At 44.8% G+C, this 21,975-nt stretch carries 35 protein-coding genes; 5 read left to right on the top strand and 30 right to left on the bottom strand.

The genetic code is table 11. The annotated features are described in order from the left end of the window. Positions 1 to 955, bottom strand: a 955-nt coding sequence (locus tag Q8O71_01705; protein ID MDP2705096.1) for a hypothetical protein, incomplete at its 3' end; no start/stop codon positions are given. 100 nt (positions 956 to 1,055) lie between these two features. On the opposite strand from Q8O71_01705, the gene Q8O71_01710 reads away from it, so the two are divergent. Beyond that, positions 1,056 to 1,481, top strand: a complete 426-nt coding sequence (locus Q8O71_01710) for a response regulator (protein MDP2705097.1) — start codon at positions 1,056 to 1,058, stop codon at positions 1,479 to 1,481. Positions 1,482 to 1,658: 177 nt separating this feature from the next. Further along, positions 1,659 to 2,027, top strand: a complete 369-nt coding sequence (locus tag Q8O71_01715) for a hypothetical protein (protein MDP2705098.1) — start codon at positions 1,659 to 1,661, stop codon at positions 2,025 to 2,027. Between the two features lie 30 nt (positions 2,028 to 2,057). Here Q8O71_01715 and Q8O71_01720 read toward each other — a convergent pair whose 3' ends face one another. Both Q8O71_01720 and Q8O71_01725 read right to left on the bottom strand, forming a co-directional pair. Beyond that, the gene (locus Q8O71_01720) at positions 2,058 to 3,770 is read right to left on the bottom strand and encodes an ATP-binding protein (protein ID MDP2705099.1); all 1,713 of its coding nucleotides are present in this window, start codon (positions 3,768 to 3,770) and stop codon (positions 2,058 to 2,060) included. Positions 3,771 to 3,779: 9 nt separating this feature from the next. Beyond that, positions 3,780 to 5,549: an ATP-binding protein gene (locus Q8O71_01725; GenBank protein MDP2705100.1), complete on the bottom strand. Its 1,770-nt coding sequence runs from the start codon at positions 5,547 to 5,549 to the stop codon at positions 3,780 to 3,782. A 137-nt stretch (positions 5,550 to 5,686) separates the two neighbouring features. On the opposite strand from Q8O71_01725, the gene infC reads away from it, so the two are divergent. Genes infC through rplT form a run of 3 tightly spaced genes read left to right on the top strand, consistent with a single transcriptional unit; the run spans position 5,687 to position 6,754 of the window. Continuing rightward, positions 5,687 to 6,202: a translation initiation factor IF-3 gene (gene infC / locus Q8O71_01730; GenBank protein ID MDP2705101.1), complete on the top strand. Its 516-nt coding sequence runs from the start codon at positions 5,687 to 5,689 to the stop codon at positions 6,200 to 6,202. A gap of 3 nt (positions 6,203 to 6,205) precedes the next feature. Next, positions 6,206 to 6,394, top strand: coding sequence for a 50S ribosomal protein L35 (locus tag Q8O71_01735; GenBank protein ID MDP2705102.1), 189 nt, complete (start codon positions 6,206 to 6,208; stop codon positions 6,392 to 6,394). A gap of 15 nt (positions 6,395 to 6,409) precedes the next feature. Then, positions 6,410 to 6,754 (top strand): 50S ribosomal protein L20, encoded by a 345-nt coding sequence (rplT, locus tag Q8O71_01740; protein MDP2705103.1) that lies wholly within the window; start codon positions 6,410 to 6,412, stop codon positions 6,752 to 6,754. On the opposite strand, the gene Q8O71_01745 is transcribed toward rplT, so the two are convergent. The 27 genes from Q8O71_01745 to tuf form a co-directional block, all read right to left on the bottom strand. Beyond that, a complete protein-coding gene (locus tag Q8O71_01745; GenBank protein ID MDP2705104.1) occupies positions 6,751 to 7,158 on the bottom strand; it encodes a hypothetical protein in 408 nt (135 codons plus the stop codon). The genes rplT and Q8O71_01745 overlap by 4 nt on opposite strands. Positions 7,159 to 7,603: 445 nt before the next feature. After that, complete coding sequence (locus tag Q8O71_01750; protein MDP2705105.1) at positions 7,604 to 8,209, bottom strand: nucleoside-diphosphate kinase; 606 nt, start codon at positions 8,207 to 8,209, stop codon at positions 7,604 to 7,606. Positions 8,210 to 8,246: 37 nt separating this feature from the next. Continuing rightward, positions 8,247 to 9,011: a type I methionyl aminopeptidase gene (gene map, locus Q8O71_01755; protein ID MDP2705106.1), complete on the bottom strand. Its 765-nt coding sequence runs from the start codon at positions 9,009 to 9,011 to the stop codon at positions 8,247 to 8,249. A 4-nt stretch (positions 9,012 to 9,015) separates the two neighbouring features. Beyond that, entirely contained in the window at positions 9,016 to 9,609 is a 594-nt protein-coding gene (locus Q8O71_01760; protein ID MDP2705107.1) for a nucleoside monophosphate kinase, read from the bottom strand. Between the two features lie 4 nt (positions 9,610 to 9,613). Continuing rightward, positions 9,614 to 10,885, bottom strand: a complete 1,272-nt coding sequence (secY, locus tag Q8O71_01765) for a preprotein translocase subunit SecY (protein MDP2705108.1) — start codon at positions 10,883 to 10,885, stop codon at positions 9,614 to 9,616. Positions 10,886 to 10,891: 6 nt separating this feature from the next. Next, positions 10,892 to 11,326 (bottom strand): uL15 family ribosomal protein, encoded by a 435-nt coding sequence (locus Q8O71_01770; protein ID MDP2705109.1) that lies wholly within the window; start codon positions 11,324 to 11,326, stop codon positions 10,892 to 10,894. A gap of 11 nt (positions 11,327 to 11,337) precedes the next feature. Further along, positions 11,338 to 11,943 (bottom strand): 30S ribosomal protein S5, encoded by a 606-nt coding sequence (locus Q8O71_01775; protein MDP2705110.1) that lies wholly within the window; start codon positions 11,941 to 11,943, stop codon positions 11,338 to 11,340. A 7-nt stretch (positions 11,944 to 11,950) separates the two neighbouring features. Beyond that, positions 11,951 to 12,301 carry a 50S ribosomal protein L18 gene (gene rplR / locus Q8O71_01780; protein ID MDP2705111.1) on the bottom strand — a complete coding sequence of 117 codons (351 nt, stop codon included), beginning with the start codon at positions 12,299 to 12,301 and terminating at the stop codon, positions 11,951 to 11,953. A gap of 10 nt (positions 12,302 to 12,311) precedes the next feature. Next, positions 12,312 to 12,851 carry a 50S ribosomal protein L6 gene (rplF, locus tag Q8O71_01785; GenBank protein ID MDP2705112.1) on the bottom strand — a complete coding sequence of 180 codons (540 nt, stop codon included), beginning with the start codon at positions 12,849 to 12,851 and terminating at the stop codon, positions 12,312 to 12,314. Positions 12,852 to 12,859: 8 nt separating this feature from the next. Further along, positions 12,860 to 13,249, bottom strand: a complete 390-nt coding sequence (gene rpsH, locus Q8O71_01790; GenBank protein MDP2705113.1) for a 30S ribosomal protein S8 — start codon at positions 13,247 to 13,249, stop codon at positions 12,860 to 12,862. Between the two features lie 3 nt (positions 13,250 to 13,252). Then, a complete protein-coding gene (locus tag Q8O71_01795) occupies positions 13,253 to 13,438 on the bottom strand; it encodes a type Z 30S ribosomal protein S14 (GenBank protein ID MDP2705114.1) in 186 nt (61 codons plus the stop codon). A 72-nt stretch (positions 13,439 to 13,510) separates the two neighbouring features. After that, positions 13,511 to 14,095 carry a 50S ribosomal protein L5 gene (gene rplE / locus Q8O71_01800; GenBank protein MDP2705115.1) on the bottom strand — a complete coding sequence of 195 codons (585 nt, stop codon included), beginning with the start codon at positions 14,093 to 14,095 and terminating at the stop codon, positions 13,511 to 13,513. A 6-nt stretch (positions 14,096 to 14,101) separates the two neighbouring features. Beyond that, entirely contained in the window at positions 14,102 to 14,413 is a 312-nt protein-coding gene (rplX, locus tag Q8O71_01805) for a 50S ribosomal protein L24 (protein ID MDP2705116.1), read from the bottom strand. 18 nt (positions 14,414 to 14,431) lie between these two features. Further along, a complete protein-coding gene (rplN, locus tag Q8O71_01810; protein ID MDP2705117.1) occupies positions 14,432 to 14,803 on the bottom strand; it encodes a 50S ribosomal protein L14 in 372 nt (123 codons plus the stop codon). Next, complete coding sequence (gene rpsQ / locus Q8O71_01815; protein ID MDP2705118.1) at positions 14,800 to 15,081, bottom strand: 30S ribosomal protein S17; 282 nt, start codon at positions 15,079 to 15,081, stop codon at positions 14,800 to 14,802. The genes rplN and rpsQ overlap by 4 nt, the downstream gene beginning before the upstream one ends. Positions 15,082 to 15,089: 8 nt before the next feature. Beyond that, complete coding sequence (gene rpmC, locus Q8O71_01820; protein ID MDP2705119.1) at positions 15,090 to 15,281, bottom strand: 50S ribosomal protein L29; 192 nt, start codon at positions 15,279 to 15,281, stop codon at positions 15,090 to 15,092. Positions 15,282 to 15,313: 32 nt separating this feature from the next. Continuing rightward, positions 15,314 to 15,736, bottom strand: a complete 423-nt coding sequence (gene rplP, locus Q8O71_01825) for a 50S ribosomal protein L16 (protein ID MDP2705120.1) — start codon at positions 15,734 to 15,736, stop codon at positions 15,314 to 15,316. Between the two features lie 9 nt (positions 15,737 to 15,745). Continuing rightward, positions 15,746 to 16,405, bottom strand: a complete 660-nt coding sequence (rpsC, locus tag Q8O71_01830) for a 30S ribosomal protein S3 (GenBank protein ID MDP2705121.1) — start codon at positions 16,403 to 16,405, stop codon at positions 15,746 to 15,748. 5 nt (positions 16,406 to 16,410) lie between these two features. Continuing rightward, positions 16,411 to 16,785 carry a 50S ribosomal protein L22 gene (gene rplV / locus Q8O71_01835; GenBank protein MDP2705122.1) on the bottom strand — a complete coding sequence of 125 codons (375 nt, stop codon included), beginning with the start codon at positions 16,783 to 16,785 and terminating at the stop codon, positions 16,411 to 16,413. Between the two features lie 5 nt (positions 16,786 to 16,790). Continuing rightward, a complete protein-coding gene (rpsS, locus tag Q8O71_01840; protein ID MDP2705123.1) occupies positions 16,791 to 17,153 on the bottom strand; it encodes a 30S ribosomal protein S19 in 363 nt (120 codons plus the stop codon). A 129-nt stretch (positions 17,154 to 17,282) separates the two neighbouring features. Then, entirely contained in the window at positions 17,283 to 17,528 is a 246-nt protein-coding gene (locus Q8O71_01845; protein MDP2705124.1) for a hypothetical protein, read from the bottom strand. Positions 17,529 to 17,594: 66 nt separating this feature from the next. Next, positions 17,595 to 18,431, bottom strand: coding sequence for a 50S ribosomal protein L2 (gene rplB, locus Q8O71_01850; protein MDP2705125.1), 837 nt, complete (start codon positions 18,429 to 18,431; stop codon positions 17,595 to 17,597). Positions 18,432 to 18,433: 2 nt separating this feature from the next. Further along, the gene (locus tag Q8O71_01855; GenBank protein MDP2705126.1) at positions 18,434 to 18,802 is read right to left on the bottom strand and encodes a 50S ribosomal protein L23; all 369 of its coding nucleotides are present in this window, start codon (positions 18,800 to 18,802) and stop codon (positions 18,434 to 18,436) included. A 10-nt stretch (positions 18,803 to 18,812) separates the two neighbouring features. Beyond that, positions 18,813 to 19,475: a 50S ribosomal protein L4 gene (gene rplD / locus Q8O71_01860; GenBank protein ID MDP2705127.1), complete on the bottom strand. Its 663-nt coding sequence runs from the start codon at positions 19,473 to 19,475 to the stop codon at positions 18,813 to 18,815. 5 nt (positions 19,476 to 19,480) lie between these two features. Continuing rightward, positions 19,481 to 20,095 (bottom strand): 50S ribosomal protein L3, encoded by a 615-nt coding sequence (gene rplC, locus Q8O71_01865; protein MDP2705128.1) that lies wholly within the window; start codon positions 20,093 to 20,095, stop codon positions 19,481 to 19,483. Between the two features lie 136 nt (positions 20,096 to 20,231). After that, positions 20,232 to 20,609, bottom strand: a complete 378-nt coding sequence (gene rpsJ / locus Q8O71_01870) for a 30S ribosomal protein S10 (GenBank protein MDP2705129.1) — start codon at positions 20,607 to 20,609, stop codon at positions 20,232 to 20,234. 3 nt (positions 20,610 to 20,612) lie between these two features. Beyond that, positions 20,613 to 21,812 (bottom strand): elongation factor Tu, encoded by a 1,200-nt coding sequence (tuf, locus tag Q8O71_01875; GenBank protein ID MDP2705130.1) that lies wholly within the window; start codon positions 21,810 to 21,812, stop codon positions 20,613 to 20,615. Positions 21,813 to 21,975: the final 163 nt, after the last annotated feature.

Here is a 21,975-nt window from a genome sequence, read left to right on the forward strand (position 1 = left end):
CTTCAAGATTTGAATTGAGGTCAGCCAGATTTTTGTTGGCATGGTCGAGTTCTTTGGTCACCTGTTCAAGGCTGTCTTTTTGCTTCACTTCGGTGATAACGCTTCTGATGGTGAGGAGGCCGAAAAAGAGGGTGAGGAGGAACACGCCGATACTCACGGTAAATTCAAAGCTGTCACGGGCCACGAGAATACGCCCGAACGTAATCATCCAGATAATTATCGTAAACAATTCGGCAGTGATGACTTTGGCATTGAACAGATGGAAACGGGTTGCGGCATACAGCACTCCAAAAACATAAACAGGTATGGTAAAGCCCCCCAGGGGAAGCAGCGGAACATCGTACCAAATGAGGTATTGGGTTGAACCCCCAATGGCGGGAACAATCGTTGTCCAGAAGAGTAAAAGGATGGTTTGCTGGAATACTTTCTCTTTACTCTGTTTGTATCCGAGAAAAAAATAGACATACGCCAAAGAAAAACAGAAAAGAAAGAAACCGATAAATGCCGTAAGAAATCTGCCCGGAACAAGCCATTGGTCAAACCACAGCCTCGGACTGACGGAAGAAGAAAGGATAATGTTTGTTTCAAAAAGAAGGTCCGAAAGGAGAATCCCGGCAATGGTAAGAGTGAAGGTATAGATTACTCGCTGGAATACCCGATACGAAACTTTATTATGTTCTTCAACCAGACGTGCGGCAAAGTCGGCAAAAAACACGCACCCCGCAAGTAACCCGAAGAAACCAATCTGCCATGCAAGAACACTCACGGCTTCCGTGGGAGCGACAATGGCGACAAAATGACTCCCCGACCAAAACATCCACCCAAAATCACAATACGCCAATGAGCGAGCGGCACGATTATGCCAAGCGGAGAAAAACAGAAAAAGCCCGGAGATGCCGCTTGTGACAACGTTAAGAGAGAGGGAAACGAGATAAATAAACACAATGGGGTCCACAGTAATTATGATACCAAGATTTTGAGAAAAAACCTGTATACAACGGGGTTGATTGACTTTGTTTTTCCGCTTATAATTATCCTTGTAACATATTTTGACTGTGACCGATAAAAAACACAAAATTTTCTTCGTTGAAGATGAGCCGGGAATTGCCGACTTGTATTGTATGTCGTTTAGCAGTAACGGTTTTGAAATTGAAAGTTTCGCCAACGGCACCGAGGCACTCAGGCGTCTTGAGGAATACAAAAAAGACTCAAGCATTCGACCTGATTTGATTATTCTTGATATCCTCCTCCCCGATGTTTCCGGCCTGGAGATCCTCAAAGAGGTTCGCAGAGACCGTGCCTTCGACCTGGTTCCGGTCATAATGCTTACCAACTACGGCACGGATGAAATAAAGCAGGAAATCCAGAAAACCCCCAATACGAGCCATGTTCTAAAAATCGATACTAGCCCCCGTCTCTTTGTTAAGCAGGTGAAGGATCTTATAGAAAAAACCAACGGTTCTGGGGGAAAAAGCGCTTAATAAAGCCAAAATTGTAAAACAAAAAGGACTTGTTGTGAAGTCCTTTTTATGTTATAATAGGGGTTAGCGGAGTTTATAGGTAGAAGTAAGATCGCCCGCGAAACGCACTGTGATTTTACTCCTGGTTATCTCCGCCATATAAGAGTCGATATTACAAAGGAACAAACCATTCCCACTATGGACTATTTTCTTATTCTCTACTTCCTCGCGGGAGCTCTGGAGGATTTCTTTGTAACCCTTAACTGGCGTTACGTTGCCAAGGAAAAACCCTTTTCCGCGGCGTTCTTTTCGTTTCTGGCAATGGTAGTGAATATGGCGGTCGTATATAACATACTGACAGCACTCGATAGCACAAGGAGCGTGCTCGCCATTATTGTGTTCTCTTTGGGAATTGCAACAGGAACTTTTTTGGCAATGAAGTTCAATCCGGACTTCAAAGCGATATTCAGCACAAAAAGACGAACAAAGAAGCCTGCAACAGTCATTGCGACACCTAATGAGAAACCTCTCCTGTCTCCGGTCCCTGAAAAGACATACGTTTCATAACATAAAATCCGCCGAGAGGCGGATTTTTGTTTACCCAGTCGGTAATTCCACAGTGAATATTGAGCCCTTCCCCGGCCCCTCGGACTCAACAAAAACCCGGCCACCGTGCAACTGAATCATATTTTTCGAAAGAGCCAACCCAAGCCCTCTTCCTGTCGCATACATTTTTTGGGCCTCAGGAGTTCTTTCAAAATAGTGATTAAATATTTTTAACAGATCGTCTTTGGATATGCCGATACCCGTATCCTTAATCTCAATCCGAAGGAAGTTCTTTTTGTCTATGGGATGGATAAAAACAACTCCCAGCACCGATACTCCCCCCTCTTGCGTGTATTTCACCGCGTTATCAATCAAATTAAAAAGTGCCGCTTTTATAATGCGCCGGTCGGCGGGAATTCTAAGCACCTGCGCTTCCGGGGTGAACGAGACTTTGAATGAAAGATGTCTCTGCTCTATATTAGGTTTTAGCTCGTTTTTTATCTCCTCGATAACCGAAGAGATGTCCGTCGGCTCGGGATTGATTAAGGCCTTTCCGACTTCAACCTGCGAGATGTTGAGAAAATCATTGATGAGATCTTTCATTTTTTCCGAAGCATCAGAGGCTTTAACGAGATATGTCCGCGTATCGTCATCAAGACCGCTTTGCTTATCAAGCGCCATTTGAAGAAAACCCTTGATAACGGTAAGCGGGGTACGTAGGTGGTGCTGGGCAGTAAGAATAAACTGGTCTTTGGCTTTGTCCAATTCTTCAAGTTCGATTCTCGCTTTCTTTTCCACCTCGTATGCCTTACGAACTTCGGCGGTCTGTTCTTCCACCTTCTCTTCGAGATGGTTGTTGAGATCGGCAAGTTTCTTATTTGCAGAATCAAGTTTGGCGTTGAGAGACGACAACTCTTCCTTCTGCCTCACCTCGCTCGCCACACTTTTGATAAGAAAAATTCCGATGATAGAAACTCCTCCGAGAAGGGCAAAGTCAAAAGCCGTATTTTGGAACATGTTCGCAAAGAAAAAACGCAGACCGAGGATTATAAGAAGAGACAGTGTCAAGATTTCGGCGACGACCGCCCTCATATTGAAAAGATGATACCGAACGATTGAATACGCAATGATGGTCAAATAAAGCAAAATGCCCGCAAAACCAAACGGATACACCTGAATTCCATAGTTTGCGAGAAAATCAGCCGAGGCAAGGGCGTAAAAAGAAAAAGCCCAAAAGCTTGCTTTTGCATACTGATGCTGCTGGGAATCTTTTGGATTTTTGAATGCTTTAAAAAGAATAAAATATAAATACCCAACAAGGGAATAAAGAAAAACAAGATACGATGGGTGCAGTGGACCTACTTTTGGATAAAAACCCCAAAAGTATGTATACGTGCCGGAAATCATGAGGTCGGTCGCAAAAATTGAGATTATGTAGAAGGAAGTGACGGCATATGAACTGAAAAGAAGGACCTTGTGAAATGTTTTCTTGAGTTCAAAAAGTGACAAATAGAAATGAAGCAGCGCGACAGGAATCCCCGTTACTCCGATATAAAGAAGCTTCGCAAAAATGATGGCTCTTGTGGGATCCGTTTCGTTAAAAAGCAGAGCGGCATTGAACTCCCATATGAATGTAACAATGGAAACAATAAAGAAGGACAGGTGCACGGGCGATTTGGGATTTTTGAAAAAAACAAACAGACCAAGGTAGATGAAAAGAATGGCGCTTATAAAAGGAGGTATGGAGTAAATCGATGGAGTCATGGCGTATCGTTAATATTCTTTCCTGTTTATCGGCAATTCTACAACAAACGTGGTGCCAAGGCCTCTCCCCTCCGATGACGCTGAAATTTTTCCTCCGTGATTTTCAATGGTGTTTTTTGTGATAGCCAGGCCGATTCCCTTCCCTGTTGTGTTGATTTTTCGCGCTTCTTCTCCCCGTTCAAAATAACGCTTGAACATTTTCGAAATTTCGCCCTGGGTGAGGCCGATACCCGTGTCAGAAACTTCAAGACGGAATATTTTTGTTTTTTCGATTGGGTGAATAAGGACGGAACCATGTACTGAGATTCTTCCTTCCTGGGTATATTTGACGGCATTATCAATGAGATTGAAAATCGCGTGTTTAATGGATTTATCCGCATACACAAAGGTATTTTGCGCTTCGCCGGAAAAGTCCGTTTCGAAACGAATCTTTTTCCGTTCCAATTCGGAACTCAATTCATCCTGAATATCCTTGAGGATTTGCCATAAAGAAACGGGGGCACGCTCAAAGCTCGCTTTTCCAACTTCATGCTGAGCGATATCAAGGAAGTCATTGACCATACCCGCCATTTGTTTTGAGGCTTCGTCTATTTTTGAAAGCGCGTGCGTTCCTTCGGGGCTCAGATTTTTTTCTCCGGTTTTTAATAAATCGACGAAACCTTTTATAACGGTAAGCGGGGTACGGAGGTGGTGCTGGGTGGTGAGAATAAACTGGTCTTTGGTTTTGTCGAGTTCTTCGATGTCTATACGCGCCCTTTTTTCCACCTCATACGCCTTGCGGATTTCAACAGTCTGGCCGCGGACACGGTCTTCAAGGTGAGTATTGAGATCGGTAAGTTTTCGGTTGGCCTCGTCAAGGCTTTCCTTCTGTTTCATCTCGGTCAAAACGCTTCGGATAGTGAGAAAACCAAAAAAGACCGAGAGAACAAAAAGACCTATATCAAAGGACCTTTGTATCAAGTCCTGGTCAATAAGAATACGACCAAAAAGCAGGAGCCAGATAATAATCGTTGACAATTCCGCCGTAACGACTTTGAGATTAAATAAATGAAACCGTGTAATGGCGTAAAAAAGAAAAATCGCATAAATCGGAATAATAAAACCGCCGACGGGAGGCATGGTGAAAGGAAGGTCATACAGAATAGAAAACATCGAACCTCCTCCGACTGCCGCAGCAACGCTCGGCCAGACAATATAATCTATTTGTTTCTGGTAAAGCGCATTCGCTCTTTTTCTCGCTTTAACAAGCCAAATATTACCCACGGTAAAACTGGCGCTATAGTAGATGAGAAATATTTCAAAAAGGCTTCCCGGAATCGGCCAATTTTGAGTCCATAAAACGTCCTTTAGGGAACCCAAAATAAAATTGGTTCCGAAAAAAATATCGAGAAGGTTCGCGCCTGCCAAGAGCAGGGCAATTTTTTGAAAAATGTGAAGATGTCGGCGGTATGATGTCCCCGCGATTTGATCGGCAAAAGACGAAGAGAGTTCAACAAAAAAGACAGGGGTGAAAATAAGTCCAAAATAAGAAACACTCACCAAAAGAGATGCCTGCTCCGGGTATTGAGAGAGGAGGGAAAGAAAGTTAAAAATTGCCCAAAAAACGATAGCGAACGAGAGGTTTGCAAAACCCCGGACCGTCGGATTTGTTCTGTACGTCGTGAGAAAAAGAAACAAACCAATAAGACCGGGGATAAGAATGTTTGAAAATAGAAGCGAAAGATACAGTACAAGATACACATGCATGGCTATATGATACCACCAATATATTGGCGACACATGGCCATTCTGTGCTTAACATTCAACCTTGTCCGCTTCTAAAGTAAGGGCCATTTTGAGGAAAACACCCTTATTTGCCTAGATTTTTGATTCGTGGTAGACTTTTTGAGTTATCTTAATCAATCGAAAGACTCTTTTTGGCTATACACATACGAATTAATAACGCCATCCGGGCACCGCAACTGCGGGTTATTGGGCCCCAAGGAGAAAACTTCGGGGTCATCTCTCTTAGTGAGGCTCTTTCAAAAGCCAAGGAGATGGGACTTGATCTTATTGAGATTTCCCCTGCAGCCACGCCTCCCGTTGCAAAAATCTTTGATTATGGTAAGTTTCAGTACGCCGAGCAGAAAAAGCAGAAGATTACGCGAACGAAAGTTCATACCGTAGAAGTAAAGAACATTCAAGTAAAAATAGGGACGGGTGACCACGATTTGGCTCTTAAAGCAAAAAAAGTATCCGAATGGCTAAAGGAAGGAAATCGGGTCCGAGTGGATTTATTTCTTTCAGGAAGGGCAAAATATCTCGAGTTTGGTTTCCTCAGAACCCGTCTTGAGCGGTTGCTCAAACTTCTTACTGAAAACTATTCAATGGCGGAGCCGATTACAAAAGGCCCGAAAGGCCTCACGTCGGTTATAGAAAAAGAAAGAAAATAGAACATGAAAACAAATAAGGCATACACAAAACGGCTTCGAGTGACCAAGAACGGTAAAATAATCTCTCGAAAATCGGGACAAAACCATTTTAACGCAAAAGAAAGCGGCAGAACCGGTCTGCATAAGAAGGGGTCAAACCAGCTTGTGCTGAAAAATAAACTTAAGAGCCGATATTTGATTAACACTATTTAGTTAACAAGTAATACCATGACACGAGTAAAAAAGGGGGTTCACGCGCTGAAACGACGCAGAAACATTCTGGAACAGACTAAAGGATATCGTTTCGGACGAAGTACAAAAGAACGTGAAGCGAAAACGGCTATCAGTCATGCCGGTTCGTACGCATTCGCCCACCGCAGAACAAAAAAAAGGGAGGCCCGCAGAACATGGAACATTAAAATAGGAGCCCAGGCGCGCACATTCAACCTCTCCTACAGTAAGTTTATCGGGGCGTTAAAAAAGAAAAACATATCAATCGACAGAAAAGTACTCGCCCATCTCGCAGAGAATGAGCCCGAAACATTTAAACGGCTCGTTGGAGAAATCCTCTAAAAACCCGCCTCAAGCGGGTTTTTGTTTGCGCCGTATGCGACAAGAAGGAGATACACAAGTGTCCCGGCCCCCAACACGTCCATTATAATATCGCTGACGGTGTCAAACGCGTATCCTTCCATATCGGTACGCATCATTCCGGTAGAATACTCGAATAGTTCCCATAAAATACCAACTGCAAGAACAACAAGTAAAGTCGGGAGAAGGCCGGGAGTTTTTTTCAGAAAAAAAGCATATGCCCAAATGAAAAGGGCGGCAACAAAAATTCCTCCTAGAAAATGCGTCACAACATCAAGCCACCACCATTGCCAGTACAAAAAAAACTTGTCTGCCAAGAATTGGACAATCGCAACCAAAAGACCCACGCAAACAATTATCCAAAAAGAAACGTATCGAATGTTCATAGAGATATAAAATTCTTTGTCGCTGTTGCTCGTCCGTCCCACTTTAGGCGAACCCTTATTAATTAGGGGATAAAATGGAAACATCCGCCTAAGGCGGATGCCTCTATAAGGGTTATTTGGTTGATATTTACCTAGTGAAATACTAGGTGGGTGCTCGCATCAGAAACACCACGGTGCTCTGAGATGTAGGGCTCCCTTAAAATATCTTTAATCTAGATAATATCCCAAATAACCCTACTTTAAGTGTATACCCTTTCACAATTAAAAAACAAGAGGAAAAAAATCAAGGATTGAAGGCACTTTTTAGGCTTGTTTCAAATCCCTCCTTCCGCCCGTTAGAGTGAGCAATTACCTTTTCAGAGACTAGCGAACACGACGGTGTGAGCTCGAGGAATTTTCTAGCAGGAAAATATCCGCACTCTGAAAAAGTAATTACGAACGTTTTTTACTCTAAAATTCCATCGAGATTCACGTCGTAGAGAATTTTTTCCTGCACCAAAGAATAGCTGATTGGGCCTTCCGGAAACCACAACTCTATTTCCTTCCCCGCCTGTTCCTCACTGTCGGTGGACGCGTGAACAATGTTTCTTATTGAGCGATTTGAAAAGTCGGCAATTTCATATGAATCAACAACAAAGTCTCCTCTGATGGTTCCCACATCGGTGCTCAACGGTTCCGTGCCTCCGGTAATTTTTCGGACAATTTTAATCGCATGCGCCCCTTGCCAAACCATCGCAATCACGGGACCGCTTGTCAGATATTTCTTCAGCCGTTCAAGAATCGTATCCGCTATTTTAAGAGGGTCCTCGGCGGGAGGCACTAGTCCTTTTTCTTTGTAACTTTTTATGCTTTTCTCACCCACTTTTTGTTTCCACGAAGGGTCAATGAGGTAATGCTTTTCAATAAGCGATGCGTCAGGCACGAGCATTTTCAATGCGACAAGTTTTAGCCCCACTCGTTCATATCGACGGACCACCTCTCCAATGAGTGAGCGCTGAATGCCGTCCGGCTTTATAAGAACGAGGGTTTTTTCTTGTTTAGGGCGTTTCATGAAAGTTAATTGAGGCTAGTATACCACAGAGCGTTTATCAGGTAAGCACTTCCGCCTCCCCGTCCGTAATAAGGACAGTGTGCTCGAAATGGGCGCTTCGTTTTCCGTCCGCTGTTTTCGTTGTGTATCCGTCTTTGGAAAAAAGAATACGCCCGTTTCCCTCATTGATAATCGGCTCTATCGCAAGCACCATCCCGGGTTTGAGTAAATCTCCCTCCCCCCTTTTTCCGGTGTTTGGCACATACGGGTCTTCATGAACAGCGTAACCTACTCCGTGCCCGGCGAGTGTTTCAACAATACTAAAACCGCTTCCGGATACGGTTTTTTCAATGGCATATCCGATATCGCCTATATGTCCATTCCCTTTTGCGGCTTTGATACCGGCAATGAGAGCCTTTTTTGTTATTTCAAGTAATCGTTTTGATTCCGCATCCGTCTTCCCCGCCGCGACAGTAACAGCGGCGTCGGTAATCATTCCCTTGTACGAGAGACCGAGGTCAACACTTACAATGTCTCCTTCCGAAACTATTCTCGGATTTTCATTGGGAATGCCATGTACCACTTCCTCGTTAATTGAAATGCACACTGCTCCGGGAAACGGACGATGCACCCCGTATGGAGTGTACCCAAGAAATGCCGGAATAACTTCATGTTCTTTTGAAAGTGAGAGCGCAAGAGAATTGAGCGTATCGGTAGAAACTCCGGGGGTAACCGCTTCGGCAAGTTTTGACAGTATCAATGCGTGGCGCCTGCCCCCTTCCCGCAAGAGGTTTATTTCTTTTTCATTTTTGATTGTAATCATAAAATTACTCCAGACCGGTACCTTTGAGAATGTCTTCTTGAACTTTTTCTATCGGCTGTTCCCCGTTTATTTCGACAAACCGATATTCCGGCTTGCTTCTGAAAAATTCAATCGCGGGAACAACGTTATTTTCGTACCAATCGAGTCTTCGTTCAATATCCATCGTGGTGTCATCCGCCCGGCCCCTTGCCAAAAGACGGTCCCTCGCCCACTCTCTCGAAACGTTAATAGGCACAATAAAGGGATGTTTTATTCCGTAAAAGGAAAGTGCCGAGTCAAACACGGGAGCCTCACTTCCCCGTCGTGAGAGCCCGTCAAGGATAAGATGTTCGTTGCCGGTAAAATTCTTTATAAGGTATTCGGTCCATACCCAAATAGGCAAAAAAGCCGGCAATAGTCCTCCGTTTTTCACCACTGCACTTGTCAGTTCGCTCGTATGTGATTTTTCTTCGAGAAACTCTCGAATACGCCTTCCCGTTTCAATATGGAGAACGTTACGTCCCGGGTCTTTTTTCTTAAGATATTCCCCAAGCAAATCCGCCTGAGTTCCTTTCCCTGACCCGGACCTCCCGAAAAAAATAAAGGTTTCCGGAGACATACGATTAATACTCTCGTATGGATACCTGAGAGTCAACTTTCTTTATAAGATCAATGACGACCGAAACAACAATGAGAAGCGCAGTACCCCCGATGGTAAGGGAGGGAATTCCGGTGATACCCTGGACGATAATCGGCAAGACTGCGATAACTCCCAAGAAGAGCCCCCCAAAAAGGGTCAGGCGATTGAGTATACGGGCCAGGTGTTCGGCGGTAGAAACGCCCGGACGAACTCCGGGGATAAACGCTCCGCTTTTTTGAAGATTGGTTGAAATGGAGACCGGATCAAACGTAAGAGCGGTGTAAAAGTAGGTAAAGAGGAATACGAGGATAAAATACAATGCGCCGTAAAACCAGTTATTTTGAAGCAAGCTTGTCGCAAAAGAACCGATATTGCGCAAAACTTCGTTTCCCATCTGCGAGAGAAAATTACTGATGAGTTGTGGAAATAAAAGAATGGAAAGGGCAAAAATAATCGGAATAACCCCCGCCTGATTAAGACGCAAAGGAAGGTACGTTGAGAGGCCACCGTATACACGGGCTCCACGAATGCGTTTGGCATAGGTAACGGGAATGGGACGTTCCGATTCGGTAATAATCACTACTCCACTAATGACGATAAGGGCCACTGCAAGGAAAGCGAGGTATAAAGGAATCTGAGCGGGGTCAAACGTGAAGATAATCTGTGCAATAAGCGAAGGTAGTGAGGCGACGATACCGGCAAAAATGATAATCGATACGCCGTTTCCTATTCCAAACTCCGTCATTAATTCTCCCAACCACATGAGAACCATCGAACCTGCCGTGACAACAATAACGTTTACAAGCAGGTCAAATGACGAGAGATGAGTGACAACACCGTTGCGCTCAAGAATATTCAAGAAAGCGAATGACTGAGCAAGCGCCAAGGGTACGGTAAGTAACCGAGAGTATTGTGTAAATTTTTTTCTGCCCGCTTCCCCCTCTTCCTGATACATCGCCTTGAGCTTCGGGAACATGATCGTTAACAACTGCATGATAATCGAGGCGGTGATGTAGGGTCCCACGCCCAACATTACCAATGAGAGATTTGCCAATCCTCCCCCGGAAAAAACGTTTATGAGACCGAAAAATTCATTGCCCGAGAAAAAAGTTTGGAGACGGGCAGTATCAACTCCCGGAATCGGAATGTTTGACAATACTCTAAAAACAACAAGGGCACCGAGGGTAAAAAGAAAACGCATCCGCAAGGTACGATCTCCGACGGCAAAGGCTATTTTTCTTAAAAATTCGTTCATTGTTTTTTAAACTCCGACTGTTCCTCCCGCCTTTGTTATTTTTTCCGCTGCGGCGGCAGACAAAATACATCCGGAAACTTTAAACTTTTTGGAGATTTCACCCTGTGAAAGAATTTTCACCTTCGGGTATCTCCCTTTGCTCAAAGAAACAAATCCTTTGGAAGCAAGTGTTGCGGGGGTAATGCTATCGTTTGCTGAAAATGCTTTTTCAAGAACGGCAAGACTGACAGTAACGGGTTTTACTTGGAAACTCTTAAAACGGTAACCGCGGCGCTTGGGTATTTTCTTGATTATATCCCGCATGATCGGACGAATTTTGCCTCCGGCGCGCGCTTTTTGGCCTTTCGTGCCCCGCCCCGATGTTTTTCCCCTTTTGCCACCACGGCCTACTTGGCGGGCTTTTTTATTTTCGTGAAGACGTTGTATGTTGTGTAACTGCATGGTAATAAAAATTATTTCTTCGATGAGGAAAATTCAGAGAGGGCTTCTACGGCGGCTCGGGCATTGTTAAGCTGGTTTTTGCTGCCGGAAAGAATTTTAGACACAATGTCCTTAACGCCAGCCAGCTCAAGCACGGTGCGCACGGCACGGCCGGCAACCAATCCACGGCCTTCCGCCGCAGGCTTGATGTATACATAGGCACTTGCGTATTTCGCCGACACTTCGTACGGAATGGACATGGTTTTGGTAAGTGATAGGCGCACCATGTTTTTCTTTGCATCCCGGAGGGCTTTTTCAATAGCAAGCGCGGTATCAGCACCCTTTCCGACTCCGACTCCAACCCCTCCCTTCTTGTCTCCTATGACAATGGAAGCACTGAAAGTAAATCGGCGACCACCTGCAACAACACGCGCCACACGTCTTAAGCTGATGAGTTTTTGGTCGTACTCGGAACGAGGAGCACTGCGACGAGAGGGCTTGCGTCTCATGTTCTTTCGCACGTCTCTTCCGAATGCGGGTCTTACGTCGGCGGGCTTGTTTTTCGGTACGTCCTGAGAAACGACTTTTACGTCTTTTGTTTCGGGAACGGATTCAGTTGTAATTTCTTTTGTTTCCATGAAAAAATTAAAATTTAAGGCCTCCTTCGCGCGCCCCCTCAGCGATTGCTTTCACTTTCCCCGAGTAAAGAAAGCCTCCGCGGTCAAAAACAACTTCATTGATTTTTTTGTCTTTCGCTCCTTTGGCGATTAAATTTCCCACCTCTTTTGCCTTCTGAAGCATCGTACCCTTCTTCACTTCCCTTGAAGTAACCTGGAAAATAGTGTTCATGCCATCATCATCGATCAATTGGGCATATGAGTATCGATTTGAAACAAAAACGGCAAGACGCGGCCTTTTTGCCGTACCGTGGACTTTCGCTCGGATGCGCGCGTGTTTTCGTTTTCGTTTTAATATTTTTTCTTTATGTGCACTCATGGTATGTGGTTTATACTGCCGATTTCTTGCCTTCTTTTCGAAGAATCACTTCATCGCTGTACCGGATACCTTTCCCTTTGTACGGCTCGGGCTTTTTGAGGTCGCGCAATATCGCGGCAAACTGTCCGACCGTCTCATTGTCCACTCCCGAAATTGTAATGATGTTTTTTTCGCTTGTCACTTTAAGTCCGGCAGGAATTGCTATCTTAACGGGGTGTGAAAAACCCAAACCAAAAACCATGTTATTCCCTTGCACCTCCGCCTTAAAACCGATTCCCTCAATGATAAGAGTCTTCTGGTAAAGGGTGTTTACTCCGGCAAGCATGTTTTTGATGTGTGATGCGTACGTGCCCCACAACGACTCGGCCTCAAGCGTCATTCGAACGGGCTTTAAGGTAACGCCTTCGGATGACACTTCAACGGAAATTACTTCCGGACGAAATACCCGAGACGCTTCACCGAGGGGCCCTTTTACACGCACCACGTTTCCCGAAACGGTAATTTCGGTTTTTGCGGGAACGGGAATTGTTTTTTTAGCGATTCGTGACATGGCGTTTGTTACCAAATTTCAAATAAAATTTCGCCTCCGGTGTTTGTTTTCCTTGCTTCTTTGTCGGTAAGAATTCCTTGAGGAGTTGAAATGATTGACATACCCTTCCCCTGCTTTACAGGGAAAATATCTTTTGCACCTTTATATATTCTTTGAGAAAATTTTGAAACTCTTTTGACTCCGCGAATTTTCGGCAAATCGCCGTCGTACACCAATTCAACTTCTATCGATTTTGCGATTTTTTTCCCTTTTTTCAGGGTTGACTTAATATACCCCGTCTTCTGTAAAATTTCCGCGACAGCCAATTTCATTTTTGAATACGGAAAAACAATCGATGTTTTTCCAACATCTTGGGCATTCTTGAGGCGTATAATCATGTCGGCAATGGGATCGTGCATGGTTTACCAGGATGATTTTTTAACTCCGGGAATTTTTCCTTGATTCGCAAACTCCCGAAAACAAATACGGCATAAATCAAAGTCTCTCATATACCCTCGTTTCCGTCCGCAGCTAAAGCAACGACGAACCACGCGCGTTTTGTATTTTACGGGTTTCTTCGATCGTGCAATGACTGATTTTTTTGCCATATAAATTAAAAATGCCTTTCAAATAAAAGCGTGGACTCCATACTAGCAAGAAGGTATATCCTTGTCAAAGGCTTATTTTGCTTTCTTTTTAGCCTCTTTCTTGGCTTTTTCCTTCTTTTCCGGAACCTTCCCAAAAGGGAATCCGAGATGGGAAAGGAACGCTTTTGCCTCCTCTTTCCCTTTTGCCGTTGTCACTACCGTAATGGCCATGCCGAAGACGTCCTTGATATCCTCATCGGATGTTTCAGGGAAAATAGTATGCTCTTTGATTCCAAGTGTGTAGTTTCCCATATCGTCGAGAGCTGTGGGCGAGACTCCTCTGAAATCTTTTGTCCGAGGTAATGCGATATGGATTAGTTTGTCGAGAAAATCGTACATGCGCGGTCCCCGCAAGGTTACCTTGTACCCGATATTGTCACCCTGTCTTATTTTAAAAGATGCAACCGATTGTTTCGCTCCGCGTATTGATGGCTTTTGTCCGGTGAGACGATTGAGCCTGTCGGCAATGAGTTCTTTTTTCTTTGCATCCTGCACTGATCCGGTTCCAACGTTCAATACAACCTTAACAAGGCGAGGAGACTGCATAGGGTTTTTATACGCCATTTTTTCTTTAAGGGCGGCAAACGCTGATTTTACTTTTTCTTTGGTCATTTCCATGGCGTTTTATTTATCGAGAACCGTCTGGCTTTTCTTGCTTATACGTAGCCATTTATCGCCGACTTTTTTCTTGCCGATGCGGCTTGGTTTTGAAGTTTTCGGATCGACAAACATTACATTTGAAACGGGAATTGGAAGACTTTTTTCAATTATTTGTCCTTTTTCTCCGCTTTTTCTTGCCTTACGGTGACGTTTTTTAATATTTGCTCCGGCGACAACTACGCTTCCCTCTTTGGGAAACGCGCGAGTCACTTTTCCGGTCTTTCCTTTGTCCTTTCCGGAAATAATTATTACATTGTCGCCTTTTTTGATTTTCATGTATATAAAATGTATTCGTTAAACGATTTCGGGAGCCAATGACGCAATTTTCTGGAATCCTCGCTCCTGGATTTCCCTCGGGATCGGCCCGAAAACACGGGCAGCGATCGGATCTTGTTTCCCTTTTTCAAGAATCACGACGGCGTTCTCGTCAAAGCGAATATAGGAACCGTCATTTCTTCGGAATGCCCTGTTTTGGCGGACTACCACCGCGTACAAAACATCGTGGTGTTTGACAAGTTTGCGGGGGTCCGCTTTTTGGACGGAAAGAATAACCATGTCCCCTATTTGGGCGTAGCGTTTGCGCGTACTTCCGACAATTTTGAAAATCCTGCCGATTTTACCTCCGGAGTTGTCGACAATTTTTACCAATGAGCGTGGCTGTATCATATTGTTTTCGTTGAGACAATGCGGCTTACTTTAAAATGCTTTTCTTTGGAAATCGGCTTTGTCGCCTCAATCTCCACAACATCACCAAGTTTGCATGTATTGCCGGCATCGTGCACTTTATAACGTTTTCGGTGTACGAGAAATTTTTTATACTTTGGGTGTTTTTTGTAGTCTGAGACCCGAACCACAACCGTATCTTTCATGGAAACGGAAACGACTTCGCCTTTAAAAGTCTTGTTTTGCCGCGGCGTATTGTTTTGTTCGTGTGATGTTTCCATTATAAAATTTAGGACTTTTTACCTTTAAGGGCTGTGAGAACACGAGCGATTTCCTTGCGAAGAAACATTCCCTCTTTTACATTTCTGGTTTTACTTCCGGTTCCCCCGAAACGAAAATTTCTCAAAGCCGTCCGCTTTTCGGCGAGCAGTTTAATCAAATCTTTTTCGTTTTTTTCTTGTAATTCTTTAAAAGAAGTCATGGTTGTCCATATTACCCGACTAACCGCTTACGTCAACCTTTCCGACTGACGATTTTTGTCTTGAGCGGGAGTTTGGTTCCCGCCTTGCGAAGCGCTTCGCGGGCGGCCTCTTCCGATACTCCGTCAATCTCAAAGATAACGCGTCCCGGTTTGATGGGAACGTGATATCCCGAAGGATCTCCTTTCCCTTTTCCAAGTTTTACTTCGGCAGGCTTTTTTGTGAATGGCATGTCCGGGAAAACACGAAGCCATACTTTGCCCGTTTTTCCGGCTCCGCGAGCAAGTACCTTTCGGGCGGATTCAAGTTGGTTTGAAGTGACACGTCTCGGACTCATTGCCTTAAGGCCGAAAGAACCGAAAGAGATTGCTGTGCCGCGAGAAGCAACACCGACTTTTGTCGGATGTTCTCTGAACGTATGCCACTTGCGATATTTTACTTTTTTAGGGAATAACATGGTGGTGGTTTATTTTTTCTCAAACACTTCTCCCTTATACACCCATACCCGAATACCGATTTTCCCGTAGGGCAACAGCGCTTCATATGCGCAGTAATCTATATCGGCTCGGAACGTTTGAAGCGGAATGCGTCCTCGCTTCAATTTTTCTATACGGGCCATTTCGGCTCCTCCGAGACGGCCCGAAAGAATAAGTTTCGCTCCCAGCACATCCCGGTTTGCCATCACTTTATCAAGAGTTTGTTTTGCCACACGTCTAAACGGCAAGCGTTTTACGAGACCTTCCCCAATCATTTGAGCAATAATAGCGGAATTCGATTCCGGTGAACGGATTTCTTTGATGTCTATTTTGATTTCACCCGCCGCTGAAAGTTTGTTTTTTTGTATAAAAGCAACAAGGTCGTCGCGAAGCTTGGTGCTTCCTTCCCCATTTCGTCCAATAATCATTCCGGGACGTGAAGTTTCGATAATAACCCGTAGGGCTTTTTCGCTACGCTCCATTTCTATGGACGCCACATACATACCTTTCAATCTTTCTTCAAGATATTTCCTGATGAGGATGTCGCTTTTAAGAAATTCCCGATATTTTTTACCCGTGGAAAACCAACGGGATTTCCAATCCTTGATGATGCCTAATCTATGCGCATATGGGTGAACGGTATGAGACATGATGTTTATTTCTTTTCTTGGCTTTCTTTGGCGGTCTTTTTCTTATTCTTTGTCACGGGTTCCTCCAACGTCATAGAAATATGACTTGTTCTTTTTCGGATACGGTAAGCCGTACCGCGAGCCCGAGGCATTTGACGGTACGCGATAGCGCCTCCATTGACGGTTATCTCCTTAACTATCAGAGATTCAGGGGAAAGGTTCTGCATTTTTGCGTTTGCAACTGCCGACTCGAGAAGTTTCAAAAGAGGAGAGGCGCTGCGTTTCGTCGCGTGTTTTAAAATTATAAGAGCGGCAGGAACTTTTTTCCCACGCACAACATCGGCAAGTAATCGTACTTTTCTTGGTGACTGCCTTAAATTACGAAGAATCGCTGTTGCCATAGTCTTTATTTAGCGGCCGGTGCGGCGGCTGCACCCGGAGTGGTTGTTGTTTTAGCGGCTTGAGCAGCTGCAATCTCCGACTCTTTTTGTTTTATTTCAAGCTCTTTCTGCATCTTTCCTCCGTGTTTAACAAACTTGCGTGTCAAAGCGAATTCGCCAAAGCGGTGTCCCACCATGTCTTCGGTTACGAGTACGGGAATATGTTCCCTTCCGTTATGCACGCCAAAGGTGAAGCCGACCATTTCGGGAGCAATTTGGCTATCACGGGCCCACGTCTTAACAACGCCGGCCTGTTCCGGTTTTTTACCTCCAATTTTTTTTAGAAGTCTTTCGTAGACGTATGGACCTTTGCGTAGTGATCGGGTCATGGGCTATAGGTTGTTGAATAAAACAATTACAAAAAACGCGTAAAAACGCGTAGACGTAATGATAACAAACCGATTTTAATAGTCAAGTTGCGGCCTTTCTACGGGCTTCTTTCCCCCACTTCCGACCTTTCAAAAAGAGGCGAGACTTTGCCCTTCGGCAGGAATATTGCCATTCCCGCTGAAAATCGAAATGAAAACAAAGACACTAAGAACAAATATGAAAATGGCCAGGATGACAAGAATAACGTTCGCCTGGTCTTCATTTTTGGCTATACCGGTACTCATAACCCACTTTACAAAAAGTGGGCGCAGTTGGCGCGAGCGTCTTACGACGCCAAAGTTTTCTTCTTCGTAGAACTCAACGTTATTCGGCATATGGAATATTATAATCGAGAATCGAATAAAAAACACTCTCCGAGAAATTTGGAGAGTGTTTTGGTATTATGCTTTTTTCTTTCCGCGTCGGGAAACAATAAGATTGTTTGAATATTTGTTTGCTCTTCGGCTCTTTTGTCCTTTGCCTGTCGGTTTACCCCATTTGCTCTTCGCGCGTTTTCGTCCGCGGCCCTGGCGTCCTTCACCACCACCGTGAGGGTGATCAACAGGGTTCATGGCATTACCCCGAACCGTCGGACGAATGCCAAGCCATCGGGAGCGCCCCGCTTTCCCTATGACGACAAGCTTGCTTTCGGGATTGGAAACCTCTCCGAGCGATGCCCAGGCTGTTTCCGGAACTTTTCTCACTTCTCCCGACGGCATCTTCAGGTCGGCGTAGCCGTTATCTTTAGCCAATATTTGGATATAGGTTCCGGCACTGCGTCCGAGCTTTGCCCCTCCTCCGCTTTTGATTTCTACGTTATATATAAATGTTCCGAGAGGAATACGGGAAAGAGGGAGTCGGTTCCCCGGTTTAAGAGGGGCGTTCTCCGATACGATAAGTGTTTCACCCACCACTACTTTTTGAGGAAGCAATATGTACCGTTTTTCTCCATCGGCATATGTGAGAAGACCGATAAAGCCGCTGCGGTTAGGGTCGTATTCGATAGTAGTTACTTTTCCCGGAATATCTTTTTTATCAAACATAAAATCAACAGCTCTGAAAAGGCGTTTGTGTCCGCCTCCCTTGTGTCGGGTACTGATTCTTCCTTTGCTTCTTCCCACAAAACGGTGTACCCCTTTGGTAAGAGATTTTTTGGGTTCCGATGCGGTCAATTCCTTTCGGTAGAGTATACCGGTCATTTGCCGCTGTGATGGGGTGATAGGATTATATTTTTTCATGGTTAAACAATTTCTATTTTGTCTCCTTTCTTAAGGTATACGTAGGCCTTTCGTCCTCCTTTTTTTATGCCCCACGTACCACGGACAAAAACACGTTTCGAAGGAATGGTTACGATACGGACTTTTTGCGGAGTAACCGAATACACATGTCTAATCGCTCTTGCTACTTCCATTTTGTTCGCTTCCAGAGAAACCTCGAATACATAGACGTTTTTTGAGGCGGAAAAAGTCGCTTTTTCGGTAATACGAGGACGTTTGATAACCGATTCAATTCGGCTGTCATGAGACGAAATTACCTTTTCGTTTTTTTCTTTTTTCTCCGCTTTTTCTGCTTTCGGAGCTTTATTTTGTTTTACCTTGAGTGTGACCATTGAAAATTATTTATTTTTTCTTATCTTGCACGGTTTTGAAAAATACATCGGGACCGACAACAACAAGGTATTTGTTATTGAGAACATCCACTATATTGAGTTGCGATACCGGCTCTATACTCAAGTTCCCGAAATTACGAAAACTTCTTTCAACAGCATCTTCTTGTTTGGGTAAAGCAATGTAGGCAAGGTTTCTTTTTCGTGATGTAAAAAACTCAAAACCTTTGATTGAGGAGAGGGCACTTACAACCCCTTTGGCTGTCTTGGTCGAGGGTTTGGAAATTGCAATCGAGTTAATAAATAAAATTTCTCCGTCTTTATGCTTTCTTGAAAGCACGGCATATAACGCTTTCGTTCTCATCTTCTTGTTTACCTTTTTGCCATATTTCTTCTCGTTTCGAGGACCGTGAGCTACTCCACCACCCACCCATATCGGGGAACGGGTTGAGCCGTGACGAGCCCTGCCGGTGCCTTTTTGACGCCATGGCTTGATTCCTCCACCGCGTACTTCACTTCTGTCTTTGGTATGAGCAATCGGATTGCGAGCATTCGAAAGAATTGAAGTTGTAACTTGATGCACAAGGTCGGCATTCCAGTCAACCGAAAAAATATCCTCCGGTAACGCGACTGTTTTTACTTCTTTCCCTTCCTGGTTGTAAATTTTTGCTTCCATGATGATTATCCTTTGATTTCAACTACGGTGCCACGGCGCCCCGGAACCGCTCCCTGTACAAGAAGCAGATTCTTTTCTTTATTTGCCGCAATCACTTTGAGATTTTTGACCGTAATTCTGTCCCCTCCCATGCGTCCGGCCATTCTCATTCCCTTCGGAACACGGGTTCGAAGACCTCCGCCGATTGAACCGGGTTCGCGTTCCGAGTGTTTCTGACCGTGGGTTCTGGGTCCTCCGTGGAAACCATGTCGTTTCACCCCGCCCTGGAAACCTTTTCCTTTCGAAATTGCAGATACGGTAACCTTTTCTCCTTCAGAAAAAATTGAGACGTCAAGACGGTCTCCGTTCTTCATTTTTCCAGCTTCTTCTTGCGTGACACGAAATTCCTTGAGTACGGCAAGATTGCCGACTTCTTTAAGGTGACCTTTTTCGGCCTTAGTCATTCGTTTTTCCTTTGCAGCACCAAAACCGAATTGAATCGCGCTATATCCGTCTTTTTCTTTGGTTTTAATTTGTGCAACAACAATAGGTCCAGCTTCAATAACAGTCACCGGATGGACTTTCCCGTCCTCCGAAAAAATCTGTGTCATTGCTTCTTTTTTTCCGATAAGAAATTTCATATTGTGTCTTTAAACTCCGTATGCTACCGATTTTTCAATCATTTGTCTATCCCCCTTCAAAAAGAGGTTAAGGAGCTTAGGATCCGGCCCTTCTTCCCCCGAAGGAGAGAAGAGCCGGATGAAAGCTCATTAAATGTTAGAGCATTTTGACGTCTATGTTGACGCCGGACGGCAAGCTCAAGTTTGTGAGCGACTCTATAAGCTTTTGTGTCGGATTCATGATATCAATGAGACGCTTATGAACTCGCATTTCAAACTGCTCTCGCGCATCTTTATGGACAAAGGATGAGCGGTTAACGGTATATTTCTTGATTTCCGTTGGAAGCGGAATAGGGCCCTGCACCTCCGCATCGTAGCGGATTGCGGTGTCCATTATCTGCTTTACCGAAACATCGAGAATTTTATACTCGTACGCGCTCACCCGTATCCGCAAACGCTGCGGCACACCTTCTTTTTTGGAAGTCTTTGCCGCCTTTGTCGTTTTTGCTTTTGTGCCTGTCGTCTCTTTGCTCATGGGTTAGGCGATGATTTTTGTAACAACACCGGCACCAACCGTCTTACCACCTTCACGGATAGCGAAACGCTGTTGCTCTTCAAGAGCAATCGGCGCAACAAGCTTTACTTTGAATTTGGCATTGTCTCCCGGCATAACCATTTCTACTCCTTCCGCCAAGGTGACATCTCCTGTCACGTCTGTCGTTCTGATGTAGAACTGAGGTTTGTAGCCGGTAAAGAACGGCGTGTGGCGTCCTCCTTCCTCTTTCTTGAGGACATACACCTCCGATTCAAACTCCGTATGAGGAGTGACCGAACCTGTTTTTGCAAGAACCTGTCCGCGGTGAATGTCTTCTTTTTTCAATCCACGGAGCAAAATTCCGGCGTTGTCTCCCGCCATACCTTCCTGGAGAGACTTGTTGAACATTTCGATTCCGGTAACGGTAGTTTTTGAGGTAGGTTTAAGACCAACAAGCTCGATTTCTTCTCCGACTTTCACGGTACCGCGTTCGATTTTTCCGGTAGCAACGGTTCCACGGCCTTCAATAGAGAAGATGTCTTCGACAGGCATTAGGAACGGCTTGTCGACTTCTCGTTTCGGCATCGGAATGTACGTGTCGAGTGTGTTGATAAGTTCGAGAACTTTCTGAGACCATTCATCGGCGGCAGAAGAGGCTTCAACAGCCTTTAAAGCCGAGCCGCGGATAATCGGGGCGTTTGCTCCGTCATATTCCTGTTTGGAGAGAAGCTCTCGCACCTCTTCTTCAACGAGGTCGATAAGTTCTTTGTCGGCAACCATATCGCATTTGTTTAGAAATACGACAATTTTCGGTACACCAACCTGACGAGCCAAGAGAATGTGCTCGCGAGTCTGAGGCATAACACCGTCGGTTGCGGCAACAACAAGAATCGCACCGTCCATCTGGGCGGCACCGGTGATCATGTTTTTAATGTAGTCCGCGTGTCCCGGTGCATCAATGTGAGCGTAGTGACGGGTAGGGGTCCAATACTCCGAATGATGCAAGGCGATGGTAATGCCACGCGCTTTCTCTTCGGGAGCATTGTCAATCTGGTCGACCGCCTCAACACGCGCACCGTACCCCTTGTCTTTATTGAGGTCGAGTGTGCGGAGGATGGACGCAGTAAGCGTCGTTTTGCCGTGGTCAACGTGTCCGATTGTACCCACGTTGATGTGCGGTTTTGAACGATCAAAATCTGCCATGTGTAATTTACAATTTAGCTGGATTAACTGTATAAATTGAGCGCGCGAGAAGGTTGCTCAATTTAGACAGTTAACCTCTCTTTTAATAATCGACTTGCGGTGTTAAATAAAAACAAAAACACCACGCGTAAGCGTAGAACACATCATAACAGAAGGCTTACAA

The sequence above is a fragment of the bacterium genome, assembly GCA_030690305.1.
Lineage (GTDB): Bacteria > Patescibacteriota > Minisyncoccia > Phycocordibacterales > JAGLPS01 > JBBUCK01.

Bases quoted from the DNA above. Each gene is read 5' to 3' on its own strand.
- rpsS (MDP2705123.1), bottom strand. From the start codon at position 17,153: ATGACCCGATCACTACGCAAAGGTCCATACGTCTACGAAAGACTTCTA.
- Q8O71_01735 (MDP2705102.1), top strand. From the start codon at position 6,206: ATGAAAACAAATAAGGCATACACAAAACGGCTTCGAGTGACCAAGAAC.
- Q8O71_01720 (MDP2705099.1), bottom strand. From the start codon at position 3,770: ATGACTCCATCGATTTACTCCATACCTCCTTTTATAAGCGCCATTCTT.
- Q8O71_01750 (MDP2705105.1), bottom strand. From the start codon at position 8,209: ATGAAACGCCCTAAACAAGAAAAAACCCTCGTTCTTATAAAGCCGGAC.
- rpmC (MDP2705119.1), bottom strand. From the start codon at position 15,281: ATGACTTCTTTTAAAGAATTACAAGAAAAAAACGAAAAAGATTTGATT.
- rplX (MDP2705116.1), bottom strand. From the start codon at position 14,413: ATGAAAATCAAAAAAGGCGACAATGTAATAATTATTTCCGGAAAGGAC.
- secY (MDP2705108.1), bottom strand. From the start codon at position 10,885: ATGAACGAATTTTTAAGAAAAATAGCCTTTGCCGTCGGAGATCGTACC.
- rplB (MDP2705125.1), bottom strand. From the start codon at position 18,431: ATGAAAAAATATAATCCTATCACCCCATCACAGCGGCAAATGACCGGT.
- rpsQ (MDP2705118.1), bottom strand. From the start codon at position 15,081: ATGGAAACATCACACGAACAAAACAATACGCCGCGGCAAAACAAGACT.
- Q8O71_01775 (MDP2705110.1), bottom strand. From the start codon at position 11,943: ATGGAAACAAAAGAAATTACAACTGAATCCGTTCCCGAAACAAAAGAC.
- rpsJ (MDP2705129.1), bottom strand. From the start codon at position 20,609: ATGAGCAAAGAGACGACAGGCACAAAAGCAAAAACGACAAAGGCGGCA.
- rpsC (MDP2705121.1), bottom strand. From the start codon at position 16,405: ATGTCTCATACCGTTCACCCATATGCGCATAGATTAGGCATCATCAAG.
- rplR (MDP2705111.1), bottom strand. From the start codon at position 12,301: ATGAGTGCACATAAAGAAAAAATATTAAAACGAAAACGAAAACACGCG.
- rplE (MDP2705115.1), bottom strand. From the start codon at position 14,095: ATGGAAATGACCAAAGAAAAAGTAAAATCAGCGTTTGCCGCCCTTAAA.
- Q8O71_01760 (MDP2705107.1), bottom strand. From the start codon at position 9,609: ATGTCTCCGGAAACCTTTATTTTTTTCGGGAGGTCCGGGTCAGGGAAA.
- Q8O71_01715 (MDP2705098.1), top strand. From the start codon at position 1,659: ATGGACTATTTTCTTATTCTCTACTTCCTCGCGGGAGCTCTGGAGGAT.
- Q8O71_01770 (MDP2705109.1), bottom strand. From the start codon at position 11,326: ATGCAGTTACACAACATACAACGTCTTCACGAAAATAAAAAAGCCCGC.
- rpsH (MDP2705113.1), bottom strand. From the start codon at position 13,249: ATGCACGATCCCATTGCCGACATGATTATACGCCTCAAGAATGCCCAA.
- rplP (MDP2705120.1), bottom strand. From the start codon at position 15,736: ATGTTATTCCCTAAAAAAGTAAAATATCGCAAGTGGCATACGTTCAGA.
- rplF (MDP2705112.1), bottom strand. From the start codon at position 12,851: ATGTCACGAATCGCTAAAAAAACAATTCCCGTTCCCGCAAAAACCGAA.
- rplN (MDP2705117.1), bottom strand. From the start codon at position 14,803: ATGATACAGCCACGCTCATTGGTAAAAATTGTCGACAACTCCGGAGGT.
- Q8O71_01745 (MDP2705104.1), bottom strand. From the start codon at position 7,158: ATGAACATTCGATACGTTTCTTTTTGGATAATTGTTTGCGTGGGTCTT.
- Q8O71_01795 (MDP2705114.1), bottom strand. From the start codon at position 13,438: ATGGCAAAAAAATCAGTCATTGCACGATCGAAGAAACCCGTAAAATAC.
- rplV (MDP2705122.1), bottom strand. From the start codon at position 16,785: ATGGCAACAGCGATTCTTCGTAATTTAAGGCAGTCACCAAGAAAAGTA.
- rplT (MDP2705103.1), top strand. From the start codon at position 6,410: ATGACACGAGTAAAAAAGGGGGTTCACGCGCTGAAACGACGCAGAAAC.
- map (MDP2705106.1), bottom strand. From the start codon at position 9,011: ATGATTACAATCAAAAATGAAAAAGAAATAAACCTCTTGCGGGAAGGG.
- Q8O71_01855 (MDP2705126.1), bottom strand. From the start codon at position 18,802: ATGGTCACACTCAAGGTAAAACAAAATAAAGCTCCGAAAGCAGAAAAA.
- Q8O71_01845 (MDP2705124.1), bottom strand. From the start codon at position 17,528: ATGCCGAATAACGTTGAGTTCTACGAAGAAGAAAACTTTGGCGTCGTA.
- rplC (MDP2705128.1), bottom strand. From the start codon at position 20,095: ATGAAATTTCTTATCGGAAAAAAAGAAGCAATGACACAGATTTTTTCG.
- tuf (MDP2705130.1), bottom strand. From the start codon at position 21,812: ATGGCAGATTTTGATCGTTCAAAACCGCACATCAACGTGGGTACAATC.
- rplD (MDP2705127.1), bottom strand. From the start codon at position 19,475: ATGGAAGCAAAAATTTACAACCAGGAAGGGAAAGAAGTAAAAACAGTC.